This window comes from Natronorubrum halobium, assembly GCF_051351675.1.
Taxonomy (GTDB): Archaea; Halobacteriota; Halobacteria; order Halobacteriales; family Natrialbaceae; genus Natronorubrum.
The window spans coordinates 1,382,354-1,404,636 of record NZ_CP195595.1 but is presented as its reverse complement, the minus strand read 5'-3'; the positions used below and the strand labels follow the sequence as shown (position 1 = coordinate 1,404,636).

26 protein-coding genes, 1 tRNA gene and 1 pseudogene are annotated in these 22,283 nt (G+C 60.5%); 11 read left to right on the top strand and 17 right to left on the bottom strand.

The genetic code is table 11. The features are described 5' to 3' along the window. Nucleotides 1-317 precede the first annotated feature (317 nt). Both ACSFC7_RS06905 and ACSFC7_RS06900 read right to left on the bottom strand, forming a co-directional pair. Nucleotides 318-578: a hypothetical protein gene (locus ACSFC7_RS06905; RefSeq protein WP_436346989.1), complete on the bottom strand. Its 261-nt coding sequence runs from the start codon at nucleotides 576-578 to the stop codon at nucleotides 318-320. A gap of 306 nt (nucleotides 579-884) precedes the next feature. Next, nucleotides 885-1,325: a winged helix-turn-helix transcriptional regulator gene (locus ACSFC7_RS06900; RefSeq protein ID WP_436346988.1), complete on the bottom strand. Its 441-nt coding sequence runs from the start codon at nucleotides 1,323-1,325 to the stop codon at nucleotides 885-887. A 548-nt stretch (nucleotides 1,326-1,873) separates the two neighbouring features. Here ACSFC7_RS06900 and ACSFC7_RS06895 point away from each other — a divergent pair. Both ACSFC7_RS06895 and ACSFC7_RS06890 read left to right on the top strand, forming a co-directional pair. Next, nucleotides 1,874-2,569 carry a hypothetical protein gene (locus ACSFC7_RS06895; RefSeq protein ID WP_436346987.1) on the top strand — a complete coding sequence of 232 codons (696 nt, stop codon included), beginning with the start codon at nucleotides 1,874-1,876 and terminating at the stop codon, nucleotides 2,567-2,569. A gap of 60 nt (nucleotides 2,570-2,629) precedes the next feature. After that, a complete protein-coding gene (locus ACSFC7_RS06890) occupies nucleotides 2,630-2,944 on the top strand; it encodes a tyrosine-type recombinase/integrase (RefSeq protein ID WP_436346986.1) in 315 nt (104 codons plus the stop codon). Nucleotides 2,945-2,972: 28 nt separating this feature from the next. Here the strand turns inward: ACSFC7_RS06890 and ACSFC7_RS06885 are convergent, their stop codons facing one another. Further along, nucleotides 2,973-3,212: a hypothetical protein gene (locus ACSFC7_RS06885; protein ID WP_436346985.1), complete on the bottom strand. Its 240-nt coding sequence runs from the start codon at nucleotides 3,210-3,212 to the stop codon at nucleotides 2,973-2,975. Nucleotides 3,213-3,909: 697 nt separating this feature from the next. On the opposite strand from ACSFC7_RS06885, the gene ACSFC7_RS06880 reads away from it, so the two are divergent. Continuing rightward, nucleotides 3,910-4,284: a hypothetical protein gene (locus tag ACSFC7_RS06880; protein ID WP_436346984.1), complete on the top strand. Its 375-nt coding sequence runs from the start codon at nucleotides 3,910-3,912 to the stop codon at nucleotides 4,282-4,284. Between the two features lie 371 nt (nucleotides 4,285-4,655). On the opposite strand, the gene ACSFC7_RS06875 is transcribed toward ACSFC7_RS06880, so the two are convergent. Continuing rightward, nucleotides 4,656-4,892, bottom strand: coding sequence for a hypothetical protein (locus ACSFC7_RS06875; protein ID WP_436346983.1), 237 nt, complete (start codon nucleotides 4,890-4,892; stop codon nucleotides 4,656-4,658). 294 nt (nucleotides 4,893-5,186) lie between these two features. Between ACSFC7_RS06875 and ACSFC7_RS06870 the strand changes: the two genes are divergently transcribed. Beyond that, complete coding sequence (locus ACSFC7_RS06870; RefSeq protein ID WP_436346982.1) at nucleotides 5,187-5,315, top strand: hypothetical protein; 129 nt, start codon at nucleotides 5,187-5,189, stop codon at nucleotides 5,313-5,315. 209 nt (nucleotides 5,316-5,524) lie between these two features. On the opposite strand, the gene ACSFC7_RS06865 is transcribed toward ACSFC7_RS06870, so the two are convergent. Further along, nucleotides 5,525-5,598, bottom strand: a tRNA-Val gene (locus tag ACSFC7_RS06865). Between the two features lie 60 nt (nucleotides 5,599-5,658). Here ACSFC7_RS06865 and ACSFC7_RS06860 point away from each other — a divergent pair. Beyond that, on the top strand, nucleotides 5,659-6,153 hold the full coding sequence (locus ACSFC7_RS06860) for a DUF192 domain-containing protein (RefSeq protein ID WP_436346981.1): 495 nt from the start codon (nucleotides 5,659-5,661) through the stop codon (nucleotides 6,151-6,153). Nucleotides 6,154-6,247: 94 nt separating this feature from the next. After that, nucleotides 6,248-8,191: an ABC transporter ATP-binding protein gene (locus tag ACSFC7_RS06855; protein ID WP_436346980.1), complete on the top strand. Its 1,944-nt coding sequence runs from the start codon at nucleotides 6,248-6,250 to the stop codon at nucleotides 8,189-8,191. Between the two features lie 68 nt (nucleotides 8,192-8,259). Here ACSFC7_RS06855 and ACSFC7_RS06850 read toward each other — a convergent pair whose 3' ends face one another. The 4 genes and pseudogenes from ACSFC7_RS06850 to ACSFC7_RS06835 all read right to left on the bottom strand — a co-directional run. Continuing rightward, nucleotides 8,260-9,111: an ABC transporter permease gene (locus tag ACSFC7_RS06850; RefSeq protein ID WP_436346979.1), complete on the bottom strand. Its 852-nt coding sequence runs from the start codon at nucleotides 9,109-9,111 to the stop codon at nucleotides 8,260-8,262. Continuing rightward, nucleotides 9,108-10,070: an ABC transporter ATP-binding protein gene (locus tag ACSFC7_RS06845; RefSeq protein WP_436346978.1), complete on the bottom strand. Its 963-nt coding sequence runs from the start codon at nucleotides 10,068-10,070 to the stop codon at nucleotides 9,108-9,110. The genes ACSFC7_RS06850 and ACSFC7_RS06845 overlap by 4 nt, the downstream gene beginning before the upstream one ends. A 317-nt stretch (nucleotides 10,071-10,387) precedes the next feature. Beyond that, complete coding sequence (locus ACSFC7_RS06840) at nucleotides 10,388-10,732, bottom strand: DUF5789 family protein (RefSeq protein ID WP_436347924.1); 345 nt, start codon at nucleotides 10,730-10,732, stop codon at nucleotides 10,388-10,390. 75 nt (nucleotides 10,733-10,807) lie between these two features. Continuing rightward, a pseudogene (locus tag ACSFC7_RS06835) lies at nucleotides 10,808-11,740 on the bottom strand (phosphatase PAP2 family protein); the annotation flags it as partial. 123 nt (nucleotides 11,741-11,863) lie between these two features. Here ACSFC7_RS06835 and ACSFC7_RS06830 point away from each other — a divergent pair. Continuing rightward, nucleotides 11,864-12,601 carry a creatininase family protein gene (locus ACSFC7_RS06830; protein WP_436346977.1) on the top strand — a complete coding sequence of 246 codons (738 nt, stop codon included), beginning with the start codon at nucleotides 11,864-11,866 and terminating at the stop codon, nucleotides 12,599-12,601. A gap of 66 nt (nucleotides 12,602-12,667) precedes the next feature. Here the strand turns inward: ACSFC7_RS06830 and ACSFC7_RS06825 are convergent, their stop codons facing one another. Next, nucleotides 12,668-13,153 (bottom strand): DUF5790 family protein, encoded by a 486-nt coding sequence (locus ACSFC7_RS06825; RefSeq protein WP_436346976.1) that lies wholly within the window; start codon nucleotides 13,151-13,153, stop codon nucleotides 12,668-12,670. A 459-nt stretch (nucleotides 13,154-13,612) separates the two neighbouring features. After that, the gene (locus ACSFC7_RS06820; RefSeq protein WP_436346975.1) at nucleotides 13,613-13,975 is read right to left on the bottom strand and encodes a dihydroneopterin aldolase family protein; all 363 of its coding nucleotides are present in this window, start codon (nucleotides 13,973-13,975) and stop codon (nucleotides 13,613-13,615) included. Nucleotides 13,976-14,330: 355 nt separating this feature from the next. Here ACSFC7_RS06820 and azf point away from each other — a divergent pair, with 355 nt between their 5' ends. Both azf and ACSFC7_RS06810 read left to right on the top strand, forming a co-directional pair. After that, complete coding sequence (gene azf / locus ACSFC7_RS06815; RefSeq protein WP_436346974.1) at nucleotides 14,331-15,074, top strand: NAD-dependent glucose-6-phosphate dehydrogenase Azf; 744 nt, start codon at nucleotides 14,331-14,333, stop codon at nucleotides 15,072-15,074. 95 nt (nucleotides 15,075-15,169) lie between these two features. Next, nucleotides 15,170-16,141: an aldo/keto reductase gene (locus ACSFC7_RS06810; protein ID WP_436346973.1), complete on the top strand. Its 972-nt coding sequence runs from the start codon at nucleotides 15,170-15,172 to the stop codon at nucleotides 16,139-16,141. Nucleotides 16,142-16,284: 143 nt separating this feature from the next. Here the strand turns inward: ACSFC7_RS06810 and ACSFC7_RS06805 are convergent, their stop codons facing one another. From ACSFC7_RS06805 to ACSFC7_RS06790, 4 genes are all read right to left on the bottom strand, one after another. Next, the gene (locus ACSFC7_RS06805; protein ID WP_436346972.1) at nucleotides 16,285-16,740 is read right to left on the bottom strand and encodes a response regulator; all 456 of its coding nucleotides are present in this window, start codon (nucleotides 16,738-16,740) and stop codon (nucleotides 16,285-16,287) included. Nucleotides 16,741-16,917: 177 nt separating this feature from the next. After that, nucleotides 16,918-17,532, bottom strand: a complete 615-nt coding sequence (locus ACSFC7_RS06800; protein WP_436346971.1) for a DUF309 domain-containing protein — start codon at nucleotides 17,530-17,532, stop codon at nucleotides 16,918-16,920. A 371-nt stretch (nucleotides 17,533-17,903) separates the two neighbouring features. Continuing rightward, nucleotides 17,904-18,998, bottom strand: coding sequence for an aminopeptidase (locus ACSFC7_RS06795; RefSeq protein WP_436346970.1), 1,095 nt, complete (start codon nucleotides 18,996-18,998; stop codon nucleotides 17,904-17,906). 79 nt (nucleotides 18,999-19,077) lie between these two features. Then, a complete protein-coding gene (locus ACSFC7_RS06790) occupies nucleotides 19,078-19,815 on the bottom strand; it encodes a queuosine precursor transporter (protein WP_436346969.1) in 738 nt (245 codons plus the stop codon). Between the two features lie 343 nt (nucleotides 19,816-20,158). On the opposite strand from ACSFC7_RS06790, the gene ACSFC7_RS06785 reads away from it, so the two are divergent. Both ACSFC7_RS06785 and ACSFC7_RS06780 read left to right on the top strand, forming a co-directional pair. Then, nucleotides 20,159-20,353 carry a cold-shock protein gene (locus ACSFC7_RS06785; protein WP_006187181.1) on the top strand — a complete coding sequence of 65 codons (195 nt, stop codon included), beginning with the start codon at nucleotides 20,159-20,161 and terminating at the stop codon, nucleotides 20,351-20,353. A gap of 516 nt (nucleotides 20,354-20,869) precedes the next feature. Then, nucleotides 20,870-21,142 carry a PadR family transcriptional regulator gene (locus ACSFC7_RS06780; protein WP_436346968.1) on the top strand — a complete coding sequence of 91 codons (273 nt, stop codon included), beginning with the start codon at nucleotides 20,870-20,872 and terminating at the stop codon, nucleotides 21,140-21,142. Nucleotides 21,143-21,343: 201 nt separating this feature from the next. Here ACSFC7_RS06780 and ACSFC7_RS06775 read toward each other — a convergent pair whose 3' ends face one another. Both ACSFC7_RS06775 and ACSFC7_RS06770 read right to left on the bottom strand, forming a co-directional pair. Continuing rightward, nucleotides 21,344-21,778 carry a hypothetical protein gene (locus ACSFC7_RS06775; RefSeq protein ID WP_436346967.1) on the bottom strand — a complete coding sequence of 145 codons (435 nt, stop codon included), beginning with the start codon at nucleotides 21,776-21,778 and terminating at the stop codon, nucleotides 21,344-21,346. Between the two features lies 1 nt (nucleotide 21,779). Then, complete coding sequence (locus ACSFC7_RS06770; protein WP_436347923.1) at nucleotides 21,780-22,031, bottom strand: multicopper oxidase domain-containing protein; 252 nt, start codon at nucleotides 22,029-22,031, stop codon at nucleotides 21,780-21,782. Nucleotides 22,032-22,283 lie beyond the last annotated feature (252 nt).

Sequence of the window (22,283 nt, the reverse complement as noted above, 5' to 3'; positions counted from 1 at the left end):
CATATGAAAATAACCCACTATCCTATTTTTGAACCATCATCAAATAGTGTCAGTAATTCAGAAGATAATAAGCGATACGGATAGTAATGTCCATGGGACTTACCCTTGTCGCGATATGGGGACTCCTATTGATCCCGACTCAGCGAGGGACCCAATCAACGTATAGAGATCTGCAAAGAAATCGAGCGCGGCTTTCAAGTGCGTTCAGAAGCAGCTTGTCGTCGATCTCCTCAGCGATAACCGTGCAGTGGCGAAGCAACTTCTCGTGTCGGTAGTCGCTTTTGCGACAGCGGCCCGTCAGTTGAGTTGCTCGATCATCATAACAGAGCCATCCGGCAGCTCATCCATGGTTTCCCGAATCCGCCGCAGCTGCTCATCGACACCTCCAAGCAACCGTTCGGCATCTTCGACAGTTCACCCACGCGCTCCTCACTCGGCGGGCTGGCTCCCTCTACTGCATTGACGACCGCATCGGTGAGGTCGTAGTCAGAGTACTCTGCCTGTAACTCACCGGCAAGTTCCGCTAGCCGCTCATCGACCTCAAACGGATCCTCGGATCCGTGGAGGAGCTGCTCCACCTCATCGACGGACGGTGGCTGTGACCGAGCTAATGTATCCTTCACGTCCCTCGCGTGACCGGATGGTTCGGCAATTCCTCTTCCAGCCGCCTTGACGCGTCCCGAAGTTGTGACAAGAGACTCCCATCCCGTCCACCATCTTCGAGGAAACGGCGAACTCTTGTATACCGCTTAGCCTGTTGGACGACCGCGCGTCGGCGAGACCCGCTTCCGTGAAAGTATCGCCGTCCCACGCTGCAATGACCGGCAACCCAAGTGTGAATGGCATGTAATAATATCGTTATTTTCAGAATCGATGTTGTATTATTATCTTTCCTGTATTGCCTCGTCCGACTCCGCAACGAGTTGCTCGACTTGTGGACCAATCCAATTCTGATTTTCTTTCAACGTCCGCACAATCTCCCGCATCTCGGCGATTTCCTTCTCAAGTTCTCGGATGCGATCTGCATTGTCCTGTGGTTCGACCTCAGCCCGTTGCAGTTCTTGTTCGAACGTCAATCCTTCGTCGATCTTTCGCCGGGCTTTGCCCGTGATCGTGGCAACCGTCATTGGGGCGACCCCATCGAGAGTTGCGTCGTGATCCTTCTGCGTCTCGATCAGTCCAGCATTCTCAAGCTTCCCGTAGCGATACCGAACGCTCGAGTTCTCCAACCCAGTTTCACGCCGTATCTCGGTTGTTGTGGCACGACCATTGTTGTGACTGATTGCCCGAATGATCTCTCGGGAGTCTGAATCAAATTGATTCATACGTAGGAATTTGATGTGAAATTATTTTGGCGTAGTGGTCAAATAGTCGTGAATCAGAGTTGGTAGATGACGTGTGCCGACAAGACCGATTGGACGGCAATATCGTCACGAAACGTCGGAAAATGAGGGACACGACAACACATTCATAGAGGCACCCGCTCAAAGACCCCCAAATCTTGTGTTTCGAGATGAAAACTGGATCTCGAGGTTCACTGATTTGTCTCGTTGTTATGGCCTGACTTCACCTCAATATCGTCCTTGGTGGTCTCGTTGTTGGATTCGCTCTCACGTGTTGTCTCCTAGTGGAGACGGCGGGCGAGTCGTGCAAGAAACCACTCTGCCGGAAAAAACGTAGAATATGAATACACAAAGCGGATCCTTAGACCCCATACCGCCAATAAATACGTTCATATCTCGTCCACAGACCTAATTTGAAATGACGATGTGGAGTACCAATCATAGTAGCGGCTATTGAGGCTCAATTTACTATATTTTAGTTCTGTTACGAGTCGAAAAGAACTTATTTGGCGGGTTCTGAGCGGCTGGTGATGGCAATACTGATTGACGAAAATGGCGACGTAATAGACCCGATTCACTCTGGGGAAGCGAAACGGACGTTCGAAATCAACGGAGACGAGAATCTAGAGATGCTGGTCGTGCGTACGGAGTGGCCCAATGAAATAGAGATCATTGAGGTCAACGATGGCACGATCATAGCCCAAGCTGATACCGTGGATGAACGCCACGAAGCGTGCAAATGGCTCGCAAAACAAGGATGGGAGGCCAATGTCACTCGGAGTCGAATAAGGACCCAAATGACGCTAACGGTGCCCGATCAGGCTGACCCCAAACCCCCCACAGAAGAATTTGCGAACGGACAACTAGCGAGCGTATACGACATACTGCCAGACGAGATGATTACAGCGACCCTCCGAGCCTGCACAATCACTGCTGATGAAGCAGGAGTCGATGATCTGGCAGAGACACTAGATGCGATGCAAGCTGTAGCAGATGATGACCCGAGGTATGCACCAGACGACGACAACGTAGTTTACGAGGGCACCAGATGCTATGTGCTCAATTCGGACGACACCCCAGCGGGATTAGATGGATTGATGGATGGGGCAGGTGTCAAGGATCAATCTAAATATCGCACGTGCATCCGCGTTATCCACCGTACCGCAGATCTTGGTCGGTCGACCCGGGTATGGAAGGACTCGGACCCGATTGTGCTCGTGCGGTGATCACCATCTGTTGCGACCCTACAACTAGATCCGTTCGGTCATTTCAACACCATACGATTATTGCGGAAGTACTTCTGCGAACTCGAGAACGACGGCCACGAATTCCTCTTTCCGAGCCAGCAGTCCGACCATATGACCTCTGAAACCCTCCGCAATATCACGCGTGCTCTCGCCAGCGAAGCAGAGGTAGCTCCCCGGCGAACAGGTGGAAAACCTGCAGATCCCGAGGAATCACATCCACATGCCCCAAGATGTTCGTTAGCTAACTATATTCTCGCCAATGAAAAAACTCGGCTCATCGACGTTCGGGACAGGCTCCGCCATAGAAGCATAACGACGACTGAGCGCATCTATGAGCACTTCCAGCGACAATAATCTACCATCTGCGATTTGTACCCTACGACTATCCCATATCCTCTTCAATCGTTTGTCTGAACTCCTGATACGCCTCAGTACCCATTCTATCGCACAATACCCCCGAGTAAACCCTTAACTGCTCCCTCATACGCGCGTACTCCGGGGTCGGCGCAGGACGGTCTTCTTTACGCATCATTTCCTCGTGGAACATGATGTTGCCGTATAGGTAGTCTACTTTATCTTTTAATTCCTTGACGGACATCTCGTGTGCCTCTGCTTCAAACATCGTCAACCGTCCATTTTTTCTCCGCAGTTAAACTCATTTCGACTCCGGAGCTGCGAATATAGCCATAATACAGTAAAATAGACGCTCGGAAGAACGGGTTTCTGGAGGTGGTCAAATATGCTAGCCAAGGCTAGCTGTGAATGTCACGAGCCTGAAACAAATTCGTTCACTTATACAAGTAGTGAGATTCCACGTGAAAATTGAGCTAAGCAATACAAATGGTGACCTTGGATAGTAGAGGAACTTCATACCCCCATCAAGACGCTCTCTGAGAATCTAACCTCATCAGTCGTGGCTATCCGTTGACTTAATGGGGACTACCGACATTGCAGACTCTCCGACCCACCCAAAACCTAAGCAATCCAATATTATAATCATATATATGATAAAATACAGTAATGAAAGATTCGTTGAACGCGGAATGATGCTAACCTCCTGCGTCGCCCTGTTGATCTACGCCCTAATCAGTAACGAGACTCACATGGCGGCGGCAGCAGGCCTTGTCACCGGGGCAACCGCCATGCCCCTTGTCGTGTTGTACAAGACCCACCGACATGAGAACAGGGTGAGCAAACGATGACGGACACTACGCTCCAAAACTGCGAGGATTGCAGTGAACAGTGCGAAACCGCACGATGCACCCAGTGCATCAGCAAACGAGAGGACTGCTTTGAGCAAGCCCTGCGAGGCGATTCCGATGGGTGAACGCACTACCGTCTTACTCGACGACCGGCAGGCGTTCAGAGACGAGATCAAACGTCTCGAGATCGAGCACGACTGGGCGCTTGACGCCAGCAAAACCGGCCTACACACTGCAATTGTCGTAGTCGGACTTGAGGACGATGAACGTCTTCGGCGCAAACTCGAGGAAGTTCAGAGAGATGGTACCGACGCTGAATGCATGTCATGTGGGGGTTCGAGACACATATCCGACTCATCACGTTGTCAAAACTGCCTGCTCGAGCAGATTGATCACTGCATCAGAGTATTAGGTGATCATGAGGGTGAAACCAAGTCTCTATTTGAAGCGTGGCTGGATGGAGATTACCAACTGAGTGAGAACGATGAGTGAAACAACCGAAGTCGACTGGTGCGTAGAGTGTGGATACGAATTCGAGGGTGACGGCCCTGTCCAGTGCTCCGAATGCAGCGAGCGGCTCCGGGAACCGATCCACCGCTACTACAGGCTCGAGCAGGTCGACGATCAAGGCAACAGGAACTCCTCGTCACAATCGTCAGCGTCGCACTCTACAGTTTGGGTCGAGTCATTGCTATAGTAGAACGATTCGTGTGTACATTTTGGGCATACACACTCGACGACCAACTCCATCGCCAGCCGATCTTTGAGGCTTGAAGGGATGCGTTCAGGATCGGGATAGTTAGTGATCGATTTGGCTTCCGGTTCGTCGTTCCATCGGCGTTGGATGTCTTGTGTCATTGGGATCATCGCATGGTGACGAACTCGTTGTAGTCGACCGCCGTCCACTTATCAGCAAAGTGCTTCTGCTCTTGGTGCGCAGCAGAGACGACATCTTTGATGTCGTCACACGGGCGGCCCTGTACCTCGACCTGCAGCGTATCAGTCGTATGCGTGATCGTACAGCGGGCACCATGGCTCTGGATATACTCGGGCGGTACGTCCTCGGCTGAATACGTCGCTTGCTGATTTTGACTCGACATTGCGTACGGACTGTACACGGGATTCTACTTATACAGGCAATTAGATTGCACGCAAAAGCTCGAGCCAAGCAACACAAACAGCGACCCTGAGAAAACTACTATATTAAAGTCATCCTTTCATTCGATTTAAAGTGAAAAAGGTACTTTTGAATCCTCTATGTGACGATAAGCGCGGTTAACTACATATACGAAGGCGGACCCATAGACGGCGTAGAACAGGGCGACAAGATCACGTTCACGGTCCCAGAAGACGTTGCACACGACGAGTACGACGGTTAAGAGATCATTGGAGGCGTGGTAGACGTATGGACGCCTGAAGACGAGGAAATAATTGACGAATTGACGCTCAATGTGAAGGCTGGGGGCTACTTCCAGATCACGGTGGACAATTTCGTCGGCGTCGAAGAAAAGCAGGCATTCTAGCGACGGGTAGGGCCACACCGGAGATGATTTCCCCGACCTCGTACCTGCAGACTACTCGAGTCTTTATTGCGCAGTGTCACTAGTATTCAATCGAATCGCCAGACGGGCTCGAGGCGGCACCACGGCGTGGAAGGACTCACTGCGATTCCGATGAGAATTTAGCCCGAAACCCCACGCTATCTATCGATTCCAGAGCACCACGGCGGTAGTGGGCTCGGGCGGGTTCGAACCACCGACCTCGGCCTTGTAAAGGCCGCGTCATAACCAGCTAGACCACGAGCCCGTATGCCGACCAAATCCCCCCGTCCGAATAACCTTTACTTTCTCACGCCGCAGAAGCAGTATGGTCCTCGAGCGGGTCTGGAAGTCGCTACTACTCATCGTCGCTCTCTCCCTGATCGGCCTGCTCGTCCTCCAGACGGGACTGATCACCCCGCCCTGGGCCGAGGAGCAGGCCGAGGTTCGCGTCCTCGAGGCCGACACCGGCGACGAACTCGCCGTCGTCGACGCGGAGGTCGCGGACACCCGCGCCGAGCGCTACACCGGGCTGAGCGATCACGACTCGCTCGCCGAGGGCGAGGGCATGCTGTTCGTCCACTCGAGCGAGGACGAGCGAACCTACGTCATGCGAGAGATGGCGTTCGACATCGACATCATCTTCGTCGACGCCGACCGCGAGATCACGACGATCGAGGAAGCCCGGGCGCCGGAGTCCGACGAGGACGGCGAGGACCTCGAGTACACCGGGCGGGCCCAGTACGTCCTCGAGGTACCGCGAGGCTACGCCGACGAAAGTGGAATCGAACCGGGCGACGAGATCGAAATCGAGTACCGGTGAGTCGCGGTCGAAGGGCCGACCGGACCGGGATCTGCAGGTGACCTGTTTCGGTTCGTAGCAACCCTTATTGGCAACGGCCCCCGAACCGAACGCAATGAAGGACGTCGACTGGGACGAAGACGATCCCTTCGAGGAGCAGCGCGAACGCGTCGAGAGTCCGATGCGCCGCTTGCTCTTCGAGTACGGTCGTCCCTACTGGTTCTCGGCCACCGTCGGACTGATCTCGAGCGTGCTCGCGCGGGCGCTGGACCTGCTCCCCGCGCTGATGCTCGCCGTCGCGATCGACGCGATCTTCTACGACGCGACGTTCGCCGAACAGGTGCCGCTGGTCGTCCTGCCGGAGGCGTGGCTGCCGACGAGCCAGGACGGGCAGTTCTGGTTCGTCGTGGCGGTGATCGCCGGCTCGTTCGCGTTCGGCGCGATCTTCCACTGGCTGCGCAACTGGGGATTCAACGCCTTCTCCCAGAGCGTCCAGCACGACGTCCGGACGGCGACCTACGACAAGATGCAGCGCCTGGACATGGAGTTCTTCGCGAACAAGCAGACCGGCGAGATGATGTCGGTGCTCTCGAACGACGTCAACCAACTCGAGCGATTCCTCAACGAGGGGATGAACTCGGCGACCCGGCTGATCGTAATGGTCATCGGGATCACGTTTCTGCTGTTCTGGCTCGAGCCACAGCTGGCGCTGGTCTCGCTCGCGCCCGTCCCGCTGATCGCGGTCTTCACCTACGTCTTCGTCAAGAAGATCCAGCCGAAGTACGCCGCCGTCCGCTCCTCGGTCGGCAAAGTCAACTCCCGGCTCGAGAACAACCTCGGCGGCATCAACGTGATCAAATCCTCGAATACCGAGCGCTACGAGTCCGGGCGCGTCGAGAACGTCTCTCAAAACTACTACGACAAGAACTGGGAGGCCATCTGGCTGCGGATCAAGTTCTTCCCCGGTCTGCAGCTCATCTCGGGTATCGGCTTCGTCCTCACGTTCCTCGTCGGCGGCTACTGGGTGTTCACGGGGACGGCCCCCGGTCCGTTCACCGGGACGCTCGAGACCGGCGTCTTCGTCGCGTTCATCATGTACACCCAGCAGCTCGTCTGGCCCATGGCCCAGTTCGGGCAGGTCGTCAACATGTACCAGCGCGCGGCGGCCTCGAGCGAGCGCATCTTCGGTCTGATGGACGAGGAGGGGCGGATCGAACGCGACGAGGAGGCCGACGAACTCGAGGTTCGCGAGGGTCGCGTCGAGTACGAACACGTCAGCTTCGGCTACGACGAGGACGGGGAGCGAGTCATCGACGACATTTCGTTCGCGGCCGACGGCGGCGAGACCGTCGCGCTCGTCGGCCCGACGGGCGCCGGGAAGTCGACCGTCTTGAAGCTCCTCCTGCGACTCTACGACGTCGACGAGGGCGAAATCCGGATCGACGGCCGGAACGTCCGGGACGTCTCGCTCTCGAGTCTCCGCCGGTCGATGGGCTACGTCGGTCAGGATTCGTTCCTCTTCTACGGCACCGTCGAGGAGAACATCACCTACGGCACCTTCGAGGCGAGTCGCGAGGAGATCGTCGAGGCGGCGAAGGCCGCGGAGGCCCACGAGTTTATCCAGAACCTGCCCGACGGCTACGACACGATGGTCGGCGAGCGGGGCGTCAAACTCTCGGGCGGCCAGCGCCAGCGCGTCGCCATCGCCCGCGCGGTGCTCAAGGATCCCGACATCCTCGTGTTAGACGAGGCGACCAGCGACGTCGACACGGAGACCGAGATGCTCATCCAGCGCTCGATCGACGACCTGACCGAAGAACGAACCACGTTCGCCATCGCGCACCGCCTCTCGACGATCAAGGACGCCGACCAGATCCTGGTGCTCGAGGGCGGGAGTATCGTCGAGCGCGGCAGCCACGACCAGCTGCTGGAAAACGAGGGACTCTACTCGCACCTCTGGGGCGTCCAGGCCGGCGAGATCGAGGAGTTGCCACAGGAGTTCATCGAACGCGCCCAGCGTCGGACCGCACGCACGGAAGCCGGCGATGACGACGACTGATCGTCGATCGAACCCGATAGAATAGCAGTGCCGTCACCGAATGCGATTTTCTCGAGGTCGGTCGCTGATTAGCTGAGTACGGTCCGGTTGAACCGGTAGTAGCCGATCGCGAGCGGGACCAGGATCCACGCGGCGACGAACACCCAGGCGAACCAGGTCTCGAGGTAGAACGGAACGTCGCCGGCGAGTCGGTCCGCCGGCGAGGCGGTTTCGACGCCGGGGATGTCGACGAGCGTCCCGGAGATCGCGCCCAGCGGCTCCCAGATGCCGAGCCGTTCGACGAGAAGGTACCACGCGGGAAGATCGGTCGTACCCGGGAGTTCGCGCTCGAAAAGCCAGTAGATCGCCATCGGGACGACCCACCAGAGCCAGTCGGAGATGATGTAGATGCCGAGCACGCCGGCAACTGCCTTCGCGCGCGTGTCGACGCTCGCGGAGACGCCGACGGCGAGGGACACGTACACCAGACCCACGAGTAGCGAGAACGCGAGGAGTCCGGCGTAGGTCGCGACGTCGAAGCCATCGTAGAGGAGCGCGATCACGGCGCCACCGACGACGAAGCCGATCACCGTCGGGACGGCGACGACGGCTGCCCGGCCGAGAACCTTCCCGACGACGACGTCGAGACGGGTGTTCGGCAGGCCGAGCAGAAAGCGAATGCTCCCGGACTCGCGTTCCCCGACGATAGCCTGATAGCCGACGACGAGGGCGATGATCGAGGCCATCGTCACGACCACCGAAAACAGGAAGCTCATCGCCTCGTCGAACCCGGGGGCAGGACCCTGTCCGGGGACGTGAACGAGGTGGGGGATCGACGAGATGCCGGCGACGAGCAGGATCATTAGCGCGGTGAGTATCCAGAGCGTCATCGCTCGACTCGCGTCTTCGAAGTCCTTCCGAGCGATCCGAGCCCAGGTCATGCGTCGACCTCTTCGAGGGCCGCCTCGGCTCGAGCGTCGCTGGGAGTCACTCCGTCACCGGTGGTAAACGCCGCGAACAGGTCGTCGAGCGAGTGGTCTTCGGCGGTGATGTCGGCGACTACGCCGCCTGCGTCCTCAACCGCGTTGATGACCACGGCCTTCGACCGCGGATTCGACACCGCCATCACGATATCCGTTCCATCGACGCGGACGTCGAGTACGCCGTCGACCGGTTCGAGACGGGACACGATCCCGTCGGGGACGGCATCGACGGTCAGGATGAGTCGGGATTCGGCGTCGAACTGATCTTTCAGCGCGCCGATGGAGTCCTCGGCGACGAGTCGACCGCCGCTCATGATCCCGACGCGGTCGCAGATCGCTTCGACCTGTTCCATGATGTGACTCGAGAAGAACACCGACGCGCCGCGGTCGAGTTCCGCTTGGATGATCGCGCGCATCTCCCGGGCCCCGTTGGGATCGATCCCGGAGGACGGCTCGTCGAGAATGAGCAGGTCCGGTTCGCCGACGAGGGCCATCGCCAGCGCGACCCGCTGTTTCATGCCCGTCGAGAACCCGCCGGCTTTCCGGCCGGCAGCGTCGGCGAGTCCGACGCGTGCCAAGAGATCGTCGGGGTCGTCCGCCGCTCCTTTCGTATCGATTGCGAACTGGACGTGCTTTCGGGCGGTCAGACGATCGTACATCCCGAAGTCCTCCGGGAGGACGCCGATCGACTGGCGGATGGCGAGGGACTCGTCTTCGATGTCGTAGCCCAGTACCGTCCCCGATCCCGACGACGGCGGCGTGAAGCCGAGCAGCATGTTGATCGTCGTCGACTTGCCGGCCCCGTTCGGGCCGAGAAAACCGTAGGCCTCGCCGTCTCGGACGTGGAGGTCGAGCGACTCGACGGCGACGACGTCACCGAACCGTCGGGCGAGTGCACTCGTCTGAATGGCGGTCATTGAATCACTCCTAGTCTAGGAAACGGGAGGCAGAATAACTATACCGATCAGTTCGGCGTGGAATCAACGATCGAGCCGATTTGTATAAACCATACGACCGCGTTCCGAGGCGACTCGAGACTGACTACCCGAGCGAGTAGTCCACCGCGGACGAAGGATGGATGGAGTTCGACTGGTCGATGACGAGCCGATCGGTCGTTTCCCGCGTTTCCACGGGGGCGTCGTCGGTATCGAGAAAGATTTTCTCGCTCCGCGCGCCGGTGGTGAGGTCGTCGAGGACGTTCGCGAGACGGAGGGTGTTGACCGCCGTCCCGCCGTCAAAACGATTCCTGTCCTTCCTGGTCGTCCTGATCCGGTGCGCCCTCGTCCTGGCGGTCCTCGCCCGGCGCGGGCGGCGTGCGGTCGCTGTAGTTCTTCCGTCCGATGGCCTCGTCGCCGACCATGTTCATGATCGCCTGCTCGACCTCGCCGTAGTCTCTGTACTCGTCCTCGTTCAACGGGCCGATGACGTCCTCGAGCGTCTCCGTCTCGCCTTCCATATCGATCTCCTCGTCGCCGTAGCGCTCGAGCAATTCGTCCTCGCTCATCGGATAGTCCGCGGACTCGAGTTCGTCTCCGAGTTCTCCGAGTTCGACGCCGAGTTGTCGATTGTCGTCGGTCATAGTCGGAATGTACGGACGCCGGCAAAAACCGGTTGGCCCTGCGTTCGCCACTCGCGAGGACGCCCGCGGCGGGGACGACAATCGCGGCCGAATCGCCGCCGGCGCGACGACGAGCGCACCGAGCGCAGCGGCCGGACCGACCGACCGCAGCCCCCCACCGACGACGATGAGGCCGACGAGGAGGCCGAGTGCGACCGTCGTCGATTCGGCGTAATACGCGGGACGGGCGGGCGATAGCGTACTGGGACGAGGGCGAGCGAGCGACCAGGCCGCGAGTCCACCGGCCGCCAGCGCAGCGTAGGTCACCGACCGCCCCGCAGTGCCACTGACGGCCATCGCGACGAGCGCGAGGCCCAGCGCCACCCCGAAGGCGGTCGTCGTTCGATCGACCGGCGAGCGCTCGAGCAGCCACCAGACCGCTGCGAGGTAGGCGACTCCCACGGCGATGCCGGCGACGATATCACCGGGGTAGTGGACGGTCAGAACGACTCTCGAGAGGCTCACCGCGAGCGCGAGGACGCCCGCGGCCGCGAGCCCGATGCGTCGTGTCCCGCGTGGAAGCGCCAGTGCCAACGCCCCGTAGGCGACGGTGGCACCGACTGCGTGGCCGCTCGGAAAACCGTAGCCGCCCACGGTCACCGTCGAGACGTAGGTCGACTCGAGCGCCGTCGGCAGCGCGCCGGGGGTCGCCGCGACGAGTTCCGGCCGCGGCAACACGAAGAGGTACTTCAGCGCGGTCATCGCCGCCAGTCCGCCGACGACGACGCCCACCAGCCAGACGGCAGCGGCACGATCGGAGCCCGCTGCGTCTGGAGCCGTCTCCGTTCCCGTCCCCGAATACTCGGGTTCAACGACCGGTCGCTGCGACGCGAACAGCCACGATGCCGCGATCGCGATCGAAATCACGACCCAGACGTCTCCGAGGCGGGTCACGAGCGCGGCGAGGAGGAGGATCCACTCCGGAAGGGTGCCGTGGAGTGACTCGAGAACCTCGCCACCGCGATACATAGCGTCCGATTCCAGACGCTGTCGGATACCGCCCGGATCGGCACCTGCAAGAGCGATAAGTAGGGGCGGCAACGAGCCACGGTCACCGGGAGTTTCATGCCCGTTCCGTGGGAGTGGTTCCGCATGGACCTACGCGACGCGACGTGGACGGACGTTCGCGACTGCGAGGCGGAGCTCGCCGTCGTCCCCGTCGGGAGCACGGAACAACACGGCCCCCACGCGCCGCTCGGAACGGACGTCATCGCCGCGGAAGCGGTCGCCGACGCCGGCATCGTGCGCATCGACCGCGAGGTCGTCCGCGCACCGGCGATTCCGGTCGGCATCGCCGAAGAGCACCGCCAGTTCCCCGGAACGATGTGGGTCTCCGACGAGACGTTCCGGAACTACGTCCGCGAGGCTATCGAGAGCCTCGCCCACCACGGCTTCGATCGGGTCGTCATCGTCAACGGCCACGGCGGCAACGTCGACGCCCTGCGGGAGGTCGGCGGGCGACTCACCCGCGACGGCGACGGCTACGCCGTCCCCTTCACCTGGTTCGAGGCCGTCGGCGAACACTCGGCCGAGATGGGCCACGGCGGCCCGCTCGAGACCGCCCTCCTTCGTCACTGCGAGCCCGAACTCGTTCGCGAGGATCGGATGGACGAGGCCCAAGCCGGCCGTGCCGACGGCTGGGGTGACTGGGTGAGCTACACGAATCTGGCCTACGACGCGGCGGAGTTCAGCGAAAACGGCGTGGTCGGCGATCCCGAAGCGGGCGACGAACGGCGCGGCGAGGACCTGCTCGAGCTAGCGGGCGACGCGCTGGCGCGGCTCCTCGAGGCCGTCGCGGAGCGAGACGTCTCGCGGCCCGAGCGTCGGTAGCGGGTGTGAGACGGAGCCGACGGGCGAGCAGTGGCGATCGAGCGATAATCGACGATCGGCCCGAGGTTACTCCTCGTCTTCCTCGTCTGCGTCGTCGTCGGCTTCGCTCTCCGCTTCTTCCTCGTCTGCGTCGTCCTCCGTTTCTGCCTCGTCCTCGGCCGGACCGGCGTCCTCGAGCGTGCCGCGAAGGGCCGGAATCGTCGAGGTGAGTTCCCCGACCTGTTCGCCGGCGTCGGAGATGTCCTCGATGGCTTCTCCGAGGTTGGCGATCTCCTCCTCGAGATCGTCGGCGTCCTCGAAGGCGTCGGCTCGCTGGCCCATCGTGAACCACTTCTTGGCGTCCCGGAGGTGGTCTTCGGCGTCGCCGGCGTCCAGCGCCGAATTGAGGCCGTTGAGCACGCCCAGGACGTTGTCGGCGTCGGTTTCCCAGACGTCGTCGGCGCTGGGGAGTGCGTCCCAGGCCTCCTCGAGCGAGGATTCGACGTCCTCGCGCATCTCGTTGGCCGCTTCGCCGAACAGTTCCTCGTCGTCGCCGAGCGTCGCTTGGCTCATATCCCCTTCTTCACGGGGACTGGGGTTAAAAGATCGCCCGAAAGTGAAAGTGAAAACGCTCTCGAGCGGGCCGATATCGGCGAAACGACGACGGAATTTCGAAAGGAAGGTCGATCGATCCCGAGGACGGAACCGACGGTAGTGTGATTCGGCTTCGAATCGATCGGTGCAGGACGAGGAGTGTCCGCTACAGACCGAACAAACCACGTGCGGTGGCGCGCGCCAAGTCGGGGTGAGCGATTAGCGAACCGCGGCTCGAACACGTGCGAGGTCGTCGCGAGTAACACGAGCGACTGCGTGGAAGACGCGAAGCGTCTTTCTGTGGATGAGCGAGCGACCGTGGCGCGAGCGAATCGGCTGGGGAGGGCGTGGAAATCACCGCTGCCAGCGACAGCAGAACGCTCGACCATACCGAATCCCACCAAACACCTCCGTTCACTCCGCTCACAAAGTAATCGTCTACCGTCCCCGAACCGACGCGACGCGCATCAGCGGGTAGCCGTCTTCCATTTCCATCCGAGTGACGACCTCACAGCCGTCGTAGTCGATCACGATCTCGACCTCGAGGAATCGACCCGTCAGTTCGGTGTAGTCGGCGACGGAGTCGGCGAGTTCGGCCTCGAGTTCGTCGATTCGCACGTCGACGGTCACCTCGGTACAGTGGGGCTGGTTCTCGATCGAGTCCTCCATCGCCCGCGCGAGACTCGCGGCGCTGTCCGGCGAAACCGGCGTGCCGGCGAACTGGTGGTAGAGCGTACCGAACTTGATGCCGGCCTCGAAGCAGGCGGCCTCGGCGTCCGTGGGGTCCGTATCGGTCGACATGTTCGAATGCTCGAGGTGGGTTGGCAAGGGGGTTGCGATGCGAGTGGACGGTGCGATCCGTAACGCGGTGACGCAAAGACGAGCGTTCTGCTCGCACTGGCGGCTAGGAGAGCCACACCCTCCCCAACCGATTCGTTCGGTCACTGGTTCACGGTCGTTGATCGTTGCCGTTCCGCGGCGCGTCGCGCCGCGATCCCGTTCACTCACTCATCCCTCGCACGAGGTCGACGTCCGTCCTCACTCTCGTTCGGCCGGACGACGGCGCGCGCCACTGGGGACCGGACGCACGGTACCATCGGTCGTACCGACTCGGAACCGCATGGTTCTTATCGCCGCTTTCCCTCCCACCGAACGAATGGCACAGTCGGTCCTGCTGACGGGGGCTGCGGGGCGCGTCGGGGAGGCCATCCTCGACGGCCTCGCGGACGAACACGAGTGGCGCTTGCTTGATCGCGATCCGCCGACGGAGGACTATCCGGGCGAATTCGTCGTGGCGGACATCACCGAGGAGGAGACCGTCCGCGAGGCGATGGACGGCATCGACGTCGTCCTCCACCTCGCGGGTGACCCCCGAAAAACCGCACCGTGGGACAGCGTCCTGACGAACAACATCGACGGGACCCAGACCGTCTTCGAGGCCGCCGTCGACGCCGGCGTCGAGAAGGTCGCCTTCGCCTCCTCCAATCACGCCGTCGGGGCCTACGAGACCGAAGATCGGACGCCGGACATGTACCGCGAGGACGACGAGTACCTGCTCGACGGGACGGAACTCCCTCGACCGGGCAACCTCTACGGCGTCTCGAAGGTCGCCGGCGAAGCGCTCGGTCGCTACTACCACGACGAGCACGGCCTCTCGGTCGTCAACGTCCGCATCGGGAACCTCACCCGGGGGCACCCGCCGATCGACTACGAGCGCGGCCAGGCGATGTGGCTCTCCTACCGCGACTGTGCGCACCTCTTCGACCGCTGTATTCGGGCCGACTACGGCTACGAGATCGTCTACGGCATCTCCGACAACGACCGGAAATACTACTCGATCGACCGGGCTCGAGAGGCACTCGGCTACGAGCCGCGGGACAACTCCGCGCATCACGACTGACGCGGGCAGTTTCGTTCTCCGCCGTCGCAACCGGAAGCCGGCGACCGGATACCCGAGCCGCGACGTTTTAACGGTCGGCCGTCGCAGAGGGTCCTATGGAGTACACGACGCTCGGGTCGACCGGTATGTCGGTCAGTCGCATCGGCCTCGGCTGCATGAGTTTCGGTACCGGTCGTGACTGGATGCTCGACCGCGAGGAGAGTACCGAACTCATCGAGCGCGCGATCGACCTCGGAATCAACTTCTTCGACACGGCGAACGTCTACTCGACGGGCGAATCCGAACGCATTCTGGGCGACGCGCTCGCGGGCTACGACCGAGACGCACAGGTCGTCGCGACGAAGGTGTACGCCGAGATGGATCCCGACAACCCGAACTCGAGCGGCCTCTCCCGGAAGACCGTCGAGCAGGAACTCGAGGCGAGCCTCGAGCGACTCGGAATGGACACCGTCGATCTCTACCAGACTCACCGCTGGGATTACGAGACGCCGATCGAGGGGACGCTTCGGGCGCTCGACGATGCCGTGCGGCGAGGGAAGGTCCGATACGTCGGGACCTCGTCGATGTGGGCCCACCAGTTCGCCGAGGCCCTGCAGACGAGCGACGAACTGGGACTCGAGCGCTTCGCGACGATGCAGAACCACTACAACGCGTTCTACCGCGAGGAGGAGCGGGAGATGTTGCCCCTCTGTGAGAAGGAGGACGTCGGCGTCATCCCGTGGTCGCCGCTGGCCCGCGGCGTCGGCACCCGCCCGCTCGAGGCCCTCGAGTCGACGACGCGGGGGCAGACGGACGAGTACCTCGACCAGATTCCGTACCTCCAGGGCGGCGGCGAGGAGATCAACGAGCGGATTCAGGAACTCGCGGCCGAGAAGGGCGTTACGATGGCCCAGATTTCGCTCGCCTGGCTGCTCCACAAGGAGTGGGTCGACGCGCCCATCGTCGGGACGACCAGCGTCGAGCACCTGGAGGAGGCCGTCGAGGCCATCGAACTGGATCTGTCGCCGTCGGATATGGCCTACCTCGAGGAACCGTACGAACCGCTGCCCGTCGCCGGCCACGAGTAGGGAACAGGAGGTCGTCGCGCGGGTCCGGTATTCGGCGTTCCGTTCGAAACTCGCGGAACGTACGGGAGAGATCGGTACCGAAGTGAGTATCGGCCGTCCGATCGGTGATCCACGTAGCTACGCGAGGACTCCGTATTTCCGTCCTACTCCTCGGAAGTGCGAACGACCGACAACCGGAAGTCGTCGAACTCGCGGATGACGTCGACGAACTCGCCGGGGGCGACCGGCTTCTCGATGACCGCATCCTCGTCCGCATCGTGGTCCAGATCGCGTGATTCGACGATGTCTTCGTCCAGACCGGAGAGAATAATCACGGGTGCCTGTTCCAGTTCCGGATGCTGTTTGATCTCGTGAAGAACGTCTTCACCGTCCACTTTCGGCAAGTTCAGGTCTAATAAGACGATATCCGGACGGGGCGCATCCTCGTAGTCGTCTCGGCGATGAATGAAGTCCAGTGCTTCCTGCCCGTCGGAGACGGTGTGGAGGTGGTTGTTGATCTGGCCGTCCCGGAACGCTTCCTCGATGAGACGCACGTCTCCGGGGTTGTCTTCGACCAGTAATATTTGCGCCTCAGGAGGACGTTCGGGGCGCCTATCCATGGGAGAGTCTGCTGGTGAGGGAGTATAAGTGTCTCGGCTCGTATTCCTCACTCTCAGCCGGACATACCTCGTCGCTGATAGAGATCTCGACGGGATGTTGGTAGATGAACGCCCCGAATCCCGGCGGTTCAGTTTCGGCCTCCGTGCTGAACACCGAAAACGAATCGCCAACGATCGCTAGAACAGCCCTTCGACGTCTGCCTCTCGAGCCTGCCGCCGGCCGACGTGATCGGTGAGGCGCTGGGAGATGATCCCCCGGTGCTCGTCCTCGCGGACGAAATCGAACAGGAGCGTGATGAACCGGCTGCCGTCGTCGCCGGCCTCGAGATCCCGACGAGCGTAGGTTCGAGCCTGCTCGATCGGCACCTCGTCGAAACCGAACTCGTCGGCGAGGACGGTTGCCGCGACCGCCGTCGGTTCGAAGTCGAGATCCGTAAGCGTCGGTGCCGATCCCTCGTGCTCGAGTCGAATCGGTCGGCGGCGCTCAAGCAGTTCGGGATCCGCCGCGAGCGCCTCGAGGAACGATCGCAGCGGCGCGAGCGCCACGTCCCGGTAGTCGGCGGGCAATCCGGCGAGATACTCGTGAGCGCTTTCGGCCAACCCGACGGCACCCTCCCAGTTGCGACCGCGGGCGTGGTGGACCGCGGCCGTGAACTGGATCAAGCCGTGGAGCAACTGCTCGTCCTCGGTGCCGGCCTCGAGGTCGAGCCAGTGTGCCTCCCAGGCGTCGTGTGCGGCGTGGTAGTAGCCGGCGTTGTAGATGGCGACTCCAGCCCGGAGCTGATCGCGCATGGTCGGCGTAGGCGCTCGGGAAGGGTGAGACTGTCGGACGATGCTGAACACCGGTACGAAGACGGTGATCGCCGGATACGTACCGCCTCCGGCGGGGCGGGCAGACAACTGTGGAAAGGGAATACACTGCCCACCGATGCTCAGTCGGCGGCAGCGTATGGGACGAGCAGCAAGTCCCGACCGATTACTTGTCCGCCACCGGTCATGGCGGTACTCGATTCCAACGACGATTCCCTACATTATTATGCAGCCGCTTCCCGATTTCATGGTGTGGCTTGACAGCACATAAGAGGTGATTAACAGGCTGCTACTGTCGGATGTGGCGAATAACACGCGAACGCGAACGGAACGCATAATCCGCAGACGGTCGGTTACTCGAAGTCGTCTTCCCACCGAAAGCGGCCATTACGTTGAACAATGGTCCCGTCGACCTCGAGTCGTGAGTCCTCGCTGACGTCGGTGATCATGTCGACGTGGACCGCGGAGTCGTTGCCGGACTCGCCGTCGGGGAGGTTCGAATCGTAGGCGCGGCCGAGCGCGAGGTGAATCGTGTCGCCCATCTTCTCGTCGAAGAGGATGTTGTCCGTGTAGCGGTCGATGCCGCGGTTCATGCCGATACCCAGTTCGCCGAGTCGACGCGCCCCCGCGTCGGTCTCGAGGATTTCGGCGATCACGTCCTCGCCCTGCTCGGCGTCGTAGTCGACGACCTCACCGGATTCGAACTCGAGGCGGACGTTCCAGACCGATTCGCCGTGAAGCGTCATCGGGACGTCAAAGGTCACCGCGCCCTCGGTGGCGTACGGTGCGGTGAACACCTCGCCGCTGGGGAGGTTGTGCGAATCGTACGCGACCGACGCGGCGCTGTTGACCGCCGTCCGGCCCTCGATCTGCATGGAGATGTCGGTCCCGCGGGAGACGAGGCGAACCTCGGAGCCGTCGTCGAGTACGTCCTTCATTCGGCCCATCTCCGCGGCTAGGGCCTCCCAGTCCCGAAGGATCGCGTCGTACGCGAACTCCTGGTACTCCTCGTAGGCCATGTTCGCCTGCTGGGCGAGCGACCGGGTCGGGTGGACCGTCGACACCCAGCGGGTGTCCATCCGAGCCTCGCGGATCTCGTCTCTGGCAGCGCTGTAGGCCTGCCGGGTCTCGCCCGGTACGTCCGCCGTCGCACTCGTGTTGCGCCCGCCGCCGAGCGAGAGGTAGACGTCGGCGTTCTCGACCAGTGCGAGTTCGTGGGCCGGGTTCTCGTCGAACTCACCACCGTTCGCGCGAAGGTACGCGCGCGTAATTTCGCCAGAGCTGTAGGTCGCGAGCAGGTTCGCCCCCCGCTCGCCGAGCGCCTCGGCGACCGCAACCGCGAGTTCGTGGGCGTCGGGTCCGACGGCGAGCACGACGTCGTCACCCGCCTCGACCCGGGCGCTCCAGTCGACCAGTACCTCGGCGTGTTCGCGTACGCGTTCGTCCATACCGGTCCCTCTCGAGGCGGGTTACTAAACGTCCTCGTTCGACGAGAGAAGATATCGACCGGCGGAGACGGGCCGTCGATCAGGCGACCGTCGTCTCGTCGTCGGCCGTCGGCTCGCGCGAGCGGACGAAGGAGACGACCGCGTAGACGATCGGCGTGTCGACGATCGCGATGGCGAGTTTCAGCAGGTACTGGCCGACCATCAGCGCCAGGAGTTGGCCGACGCCGAGCACGGGACCGACGCCGAGGACAGCAGGCGCGAGCGAGAAGGCGATCGCGACGAAGATGACGGTATCGATGGCCTGGCTGCTCGCCGTCGAGGCGACGTTTCGCAGCCAGAGTTTCTCGCGACCGGTGTAGTCGCGGATCCGGTGGAAGACGATTACGTCCCAGTTCTGGCTGACGACGTACGCGAGCAGGCTCCCGAGGACGATGTTCGTCGACGCGCCCAGCACGTCCGCGAACGTGCCGGGGTCGATACTCGTCTCTGCGGCGGGGGCCGCGATGGTCGACCAGACGAGTACGAGGACGACGAAGTTCATCGCGAAGGCGACGTTGACGACCACCTGTGCCGCCCGTCGACCGTACAGTTCCGCGTAGCAATCACTGGCCAGAAAGGTCAGCGCGTACGCGAGTGCCGCACCGGGAAACACTAGCTCCGCGCCCGTCACCGGGAGCGAAAACGGCAGCGAGAACGCGAGCACTTTCGAGGCCGTCAACTGCGCCGTCACGAGCGCCGTCACGAACAGCCCGATCAGCGCTACCTGCGCGATCGTCGGGGCAGCGGGCGGCTGTGATAGCGATTTCGACTGCGTCATGCACGTCGCGTATCGTCGAAGCCACCTAAACGATTCGAGACGGCCTCGAGACCACCTCGAGCGGGACGGTACGAACGCGGTCCGGTCGGTTCCTGGAGCGAGTCGAGAGCGAGTGTGATCGAACGTGTCACTCGAGTTCGAATGAAATCGATCGGTAGCCACCCTGAACGGGTATTTCCCACGGTTGTGAGAGAGTTATGATCAGATTTTATATAGTTCTGAAACGCAGAGACGGGGGCTCAGATTCGATTTTTCGCTAGTTTCGGTCGAGCGTGTGTCTGTCTCTCGAGAGGACGAGTATAACACAACTGTTATACGTGGTCCGGCACTCTCTTTGGTTGCAATGGCGAAAGGAAACGTTGATTTCTTCAACGACACAGGCGGCTACGGTTTCATTGAGACGGACGACGCAGACGATGACGTTTTCTTCCACATGGAAGACGTTGGCGGTCCGGACCTCGAGGAAGGCACAGACATCGAATTCGATATTGAACAGGCCCCCAAGGGCCCCCGCGCCACCAACGTCACCCGCCTGTAACACGGCTTTACACGTTCGGTAGCGGATTTCACAATCCAATTCACATTCTTCGGCAGACTACGCGGAGAGCGACCGCGATAGCGACGGACCGCGCACTCGACTGACATCGAAACCGACGACCGAGTGAGACACATCGCGCTCCTCGAGCGCTACGACAGTCAAATGTCGATTATCGTTCGTATTTTGATTATGTCTGATCACTGAGACTGTCATCCGAATATACACCGATCGATACGTACGTTGTCTACTCGTCGTTTTGACAGTAAGCAGTCGTTGACTGTCTCGCACAGCCAAAACTAGCTCGAATAGACGCGAGACGCTCACGTACGGCATCTCGAGTGACAAAACACCAGCAAGCGGTGTGCCGACGACGGTCCCCTGTAGCCGTCTGTTACCGACAGTGAAACTGACTATCACTGTAATTATCTCAGTTAGACCGCACACACAGTCGAGAAACAGTTGATACGAGAACGATAACAAATAGTCGAACAGTTGGTGTGTCGGTGTGGTTGCAACATGGACGATCTGACCGGATTTCAACGCGATCTTCTGTACGTGATCGCCGGGGCCGACGAGCCGTCTGGCCAGGAAGTAAAAGACGAAGTCGAGAAGTATTACAACAGTGAGATCAATCACGGCCGACTGTATCCCAATCTCGATACGCTCGTCAACAAAGAGCTCGTCGAGAAAGGACAACTCGATCGCCGAACGAACTACTACGCGATCAGTGACAGTGGGCTCGAGCAAATCGAAGAACGGAGAGAGTGGGAACAACAGTACATCGAGTAATCGGACTCGAGTCGATCGACTGAGCCCCGCGTGACAGTCGGTGTCGTGCAGAGACTCCGCCGTCGGCACGACGGCGGCCACTCGAGGCTGCAGCGTCGACTCGAGCGATGCGGTGTGCCCAGAAAGAGCACCAGGTAACTGCGTCCGCCGGGACTACTCCCACTTTTCCGACAGCGTTAGCTACGTTACGACGGGACCGCATTACGCTGATCTCGAATTTCTCCACACCCATATCAAAGAGAGGAACAGTGATAGCACGAGCGCCATTACGATGTACGCTACGCCGTCAACAGGGGTTCGAACGGCAATGATCCAGACAGGAAACATGGTCTCGACGATACGGACGATAGTCCAGAGCGCCATAATGGCGGCGTTGAATATAATTTCTAGTCTGAACGTCCATCGACCGGGACCGAACAACAGACTGATACCAAGTATCCCCTGCCCGATAGCGATCGCCGCGAAGAACGCACCGTGTACTGGCCAGAATAACAGCGCCTCCGCCGCTACCCAGAGATAGAACAGTTCTACCACGAAAGCAAGACCAGCTGTGAAATAATGCAGTCGAGTAACCGACTCACCGGTGAGAGAGCCAAACGGTGATCTCTCCGACTTCAGTTGGGGATCCAGACTCACGTCAGACCACCTCGAAGTTTGCCATCATCATCATATCTTCGTGCTCAAGGTTGTGACAATGGAAGACGTACTTCCCACGGTACGGTCCGAACCGAGCAACGATCTCGACGGTATCTCCGTCCAAAAACATCGTATCTTTCCACCCCGCATCGTACGGACTTGGAGGGCCGCCATTTCGGGAAAGGACTTTGAAGTGAACCAGATGCAGATGAGCAGGATGGGCAGGGTCGCTATCGAGCTCCCAGAGTTCTATCGTGTCAAGTTTCGGGTTAGCGTCGATGGAATCTCACTTTCATCGGATTCCTCGCGGGTCACCTCAAACTGCATGACGTCAGCCGTCTTTCCCGATCCACGCCGATTCGTGGGGGTCACTTCTGTCCCGATCGGATAATTCGAGAAATCAATGATGACGTCGAATCGCTCCGCCGGTGAAATACGAAGTCGATCGTGTGAGAGTGGTGCTTCAAGCAGTCCACCATCGCTTCCGATCTGTACGAACGCACTG

Excerpts from the sequence above, each read along its gene's own strand:
- ACSFC7_RS06900 (WP_436346988.1), bottom strand. The coding sequence starts at position 1,325 with ATGAATCAATTTGATTCAGACTCCCGAGAGATCATTCGGGCAATCAGT.
- ACSFC7_RS06895 (WP_436346987.1), top strand. The coding sequence starts at position 1,874 with ATGGCAATACTGATTGACGAAAATGGCGACGTAATAGACCCGATTCAC.
- ACSFC7_RS06885 (WP_436346985.1), bottom strand. The coding sequence starts at position 3,212 with ATGTTTGAAGCAGAGGCACACGAGATGTCCGTCAAGGAATTAAAAGAT.
- ACSFC7_RS06880 (WP_436346984.1), top strand. The coding sequence starts at position 3,910 with ATGGGTGAACGCACTACCGTCTTACTCGACGACCGGCAGGCGTTCAGA.
- ACSFC7_RS06875 (WP_436346983.1), bottom strand. The coding sequence starts at position 4,892 with ATGTCGAGTCAAAATCAGCAAGCGACGTATTCAGCCGAGGACGTACCG.
- ACSFC7_RS06860 (WP_436346981.1), top strand. The coding sequence starts at position 5,659 with ATGGTCCTCGAGCGGGTCTGGAAGTCGCTACTACTCATCGTCGCTCTC.
- ACSFC7_RS06855 (WP_436346980.1), top strand. The coding sequence starts at position 6,248 with ATGAAGGACGTCGACTGGGACGAAGACGATCCCTTCGAGGAGCAGCGC.
- ACSFC7_RS06850 (WP_436346979.1), bottom strand. The coding sequence starts at position 9,111 with ATGACCTGGGCTCGGATCGCTCGGAAGGACTTCGAAGACGCGAGTCGA.
- ACSFC7_RS06845 (WP_436346978.1), bottom strand. The coding sequence starts at position 10,070 with ATGACCGCCATTCAGACGAGTGCACTCGCCCGACGGTTCGGTGACGTC.
- ACSFC7_RS06840 (WP_436347924.1), bottom strand. The coding sequence starts at position 10,732 with ATGACCGACGACAATCGACAACTCGGCGTCGAACTCGGAGAACTCGGA.
- ACSFC7_RS06830 (WP_436346977.1), top strand. The coding sequence starts at position 11,864 with ATGGACCTACGCGACGCGACGTGGACGGACGTTCGCGACTGCGAGGCG.
- ACSFC7_RS06825 (WP_436346976.1), bottom strand. The coding sequence starts at position 13,153 with ATGAGCCAAGCGACGCTCGGCGACGACGAGGAACTGTTCGGCGAAGCG.
- ACSFC7_RS06820 (WP_436346975.1), bottom strand. The coding sequence starts at position 13,975 with ATGTCGACCGATACGGACCCCACGGACGCCGAGGCCGCCTGCTTCGAG.
- azf (WP_436346974.1), top strand. The coding sequence starts at position 14,331 with ATGGCACAGTCGGTCCTGCTGACGGGGGCTGCGGGGCGCGTCGGGGAG.
- ACSFC7_RS06810 (WP_436346973.1), top strand. The coding sequence starts at position 15,170 with ATGGAGTACACGACGCTCGGGTCGACCGGTATGTCGGTCAGTCGCATC.
- ACSFC7_RS06805 (WP_436346972.1), bottom strand. The coding sequence starts at position 16,740 with ATGGATAGGCGCCCCGAACGTCCTCCTGAGGCGCAAATATTACTGGTC.
- ACSFC7_RS06800 (WP_436346971.1), bottom strand. The coding sequence starts at position 17,532 with ATGCGCGATCAGCTCCGGGCTGGAGTCGCCATCTACAACGCCGGCTAC.
- ACSFC7_RS06795 (WP_436346970.1), bottom strand. The coding sequence starts at position 18,998 with ATGGACGAACGCGTACGCGAACACGCCGAGGTACTGGTCGACTGGAGC.
- ACSFC7_RS06790 (WP_436346969.1), bottom strand. The coding sequence starts at position 19,815 with ATGACGCAGTCGAAATCGCTATCACAGCCGCCCGCTGCCCCGACGATC.
- ACSFC7_RS06785 (WP_006187181.1), top strand. The coding sequence starts at position 20,159 with ATGGCGAAAGGAAACGTTGATTTCTTCAACGACACAGGCGGCTACGGT.
- ACSFC7_RS06780 (WP_436346968.1), top strand. The coding sequence starts at position 20,870 with ATGGACGATCTGACCGGATTTCAACGCGATCTTCTGTACGTGATCGCC.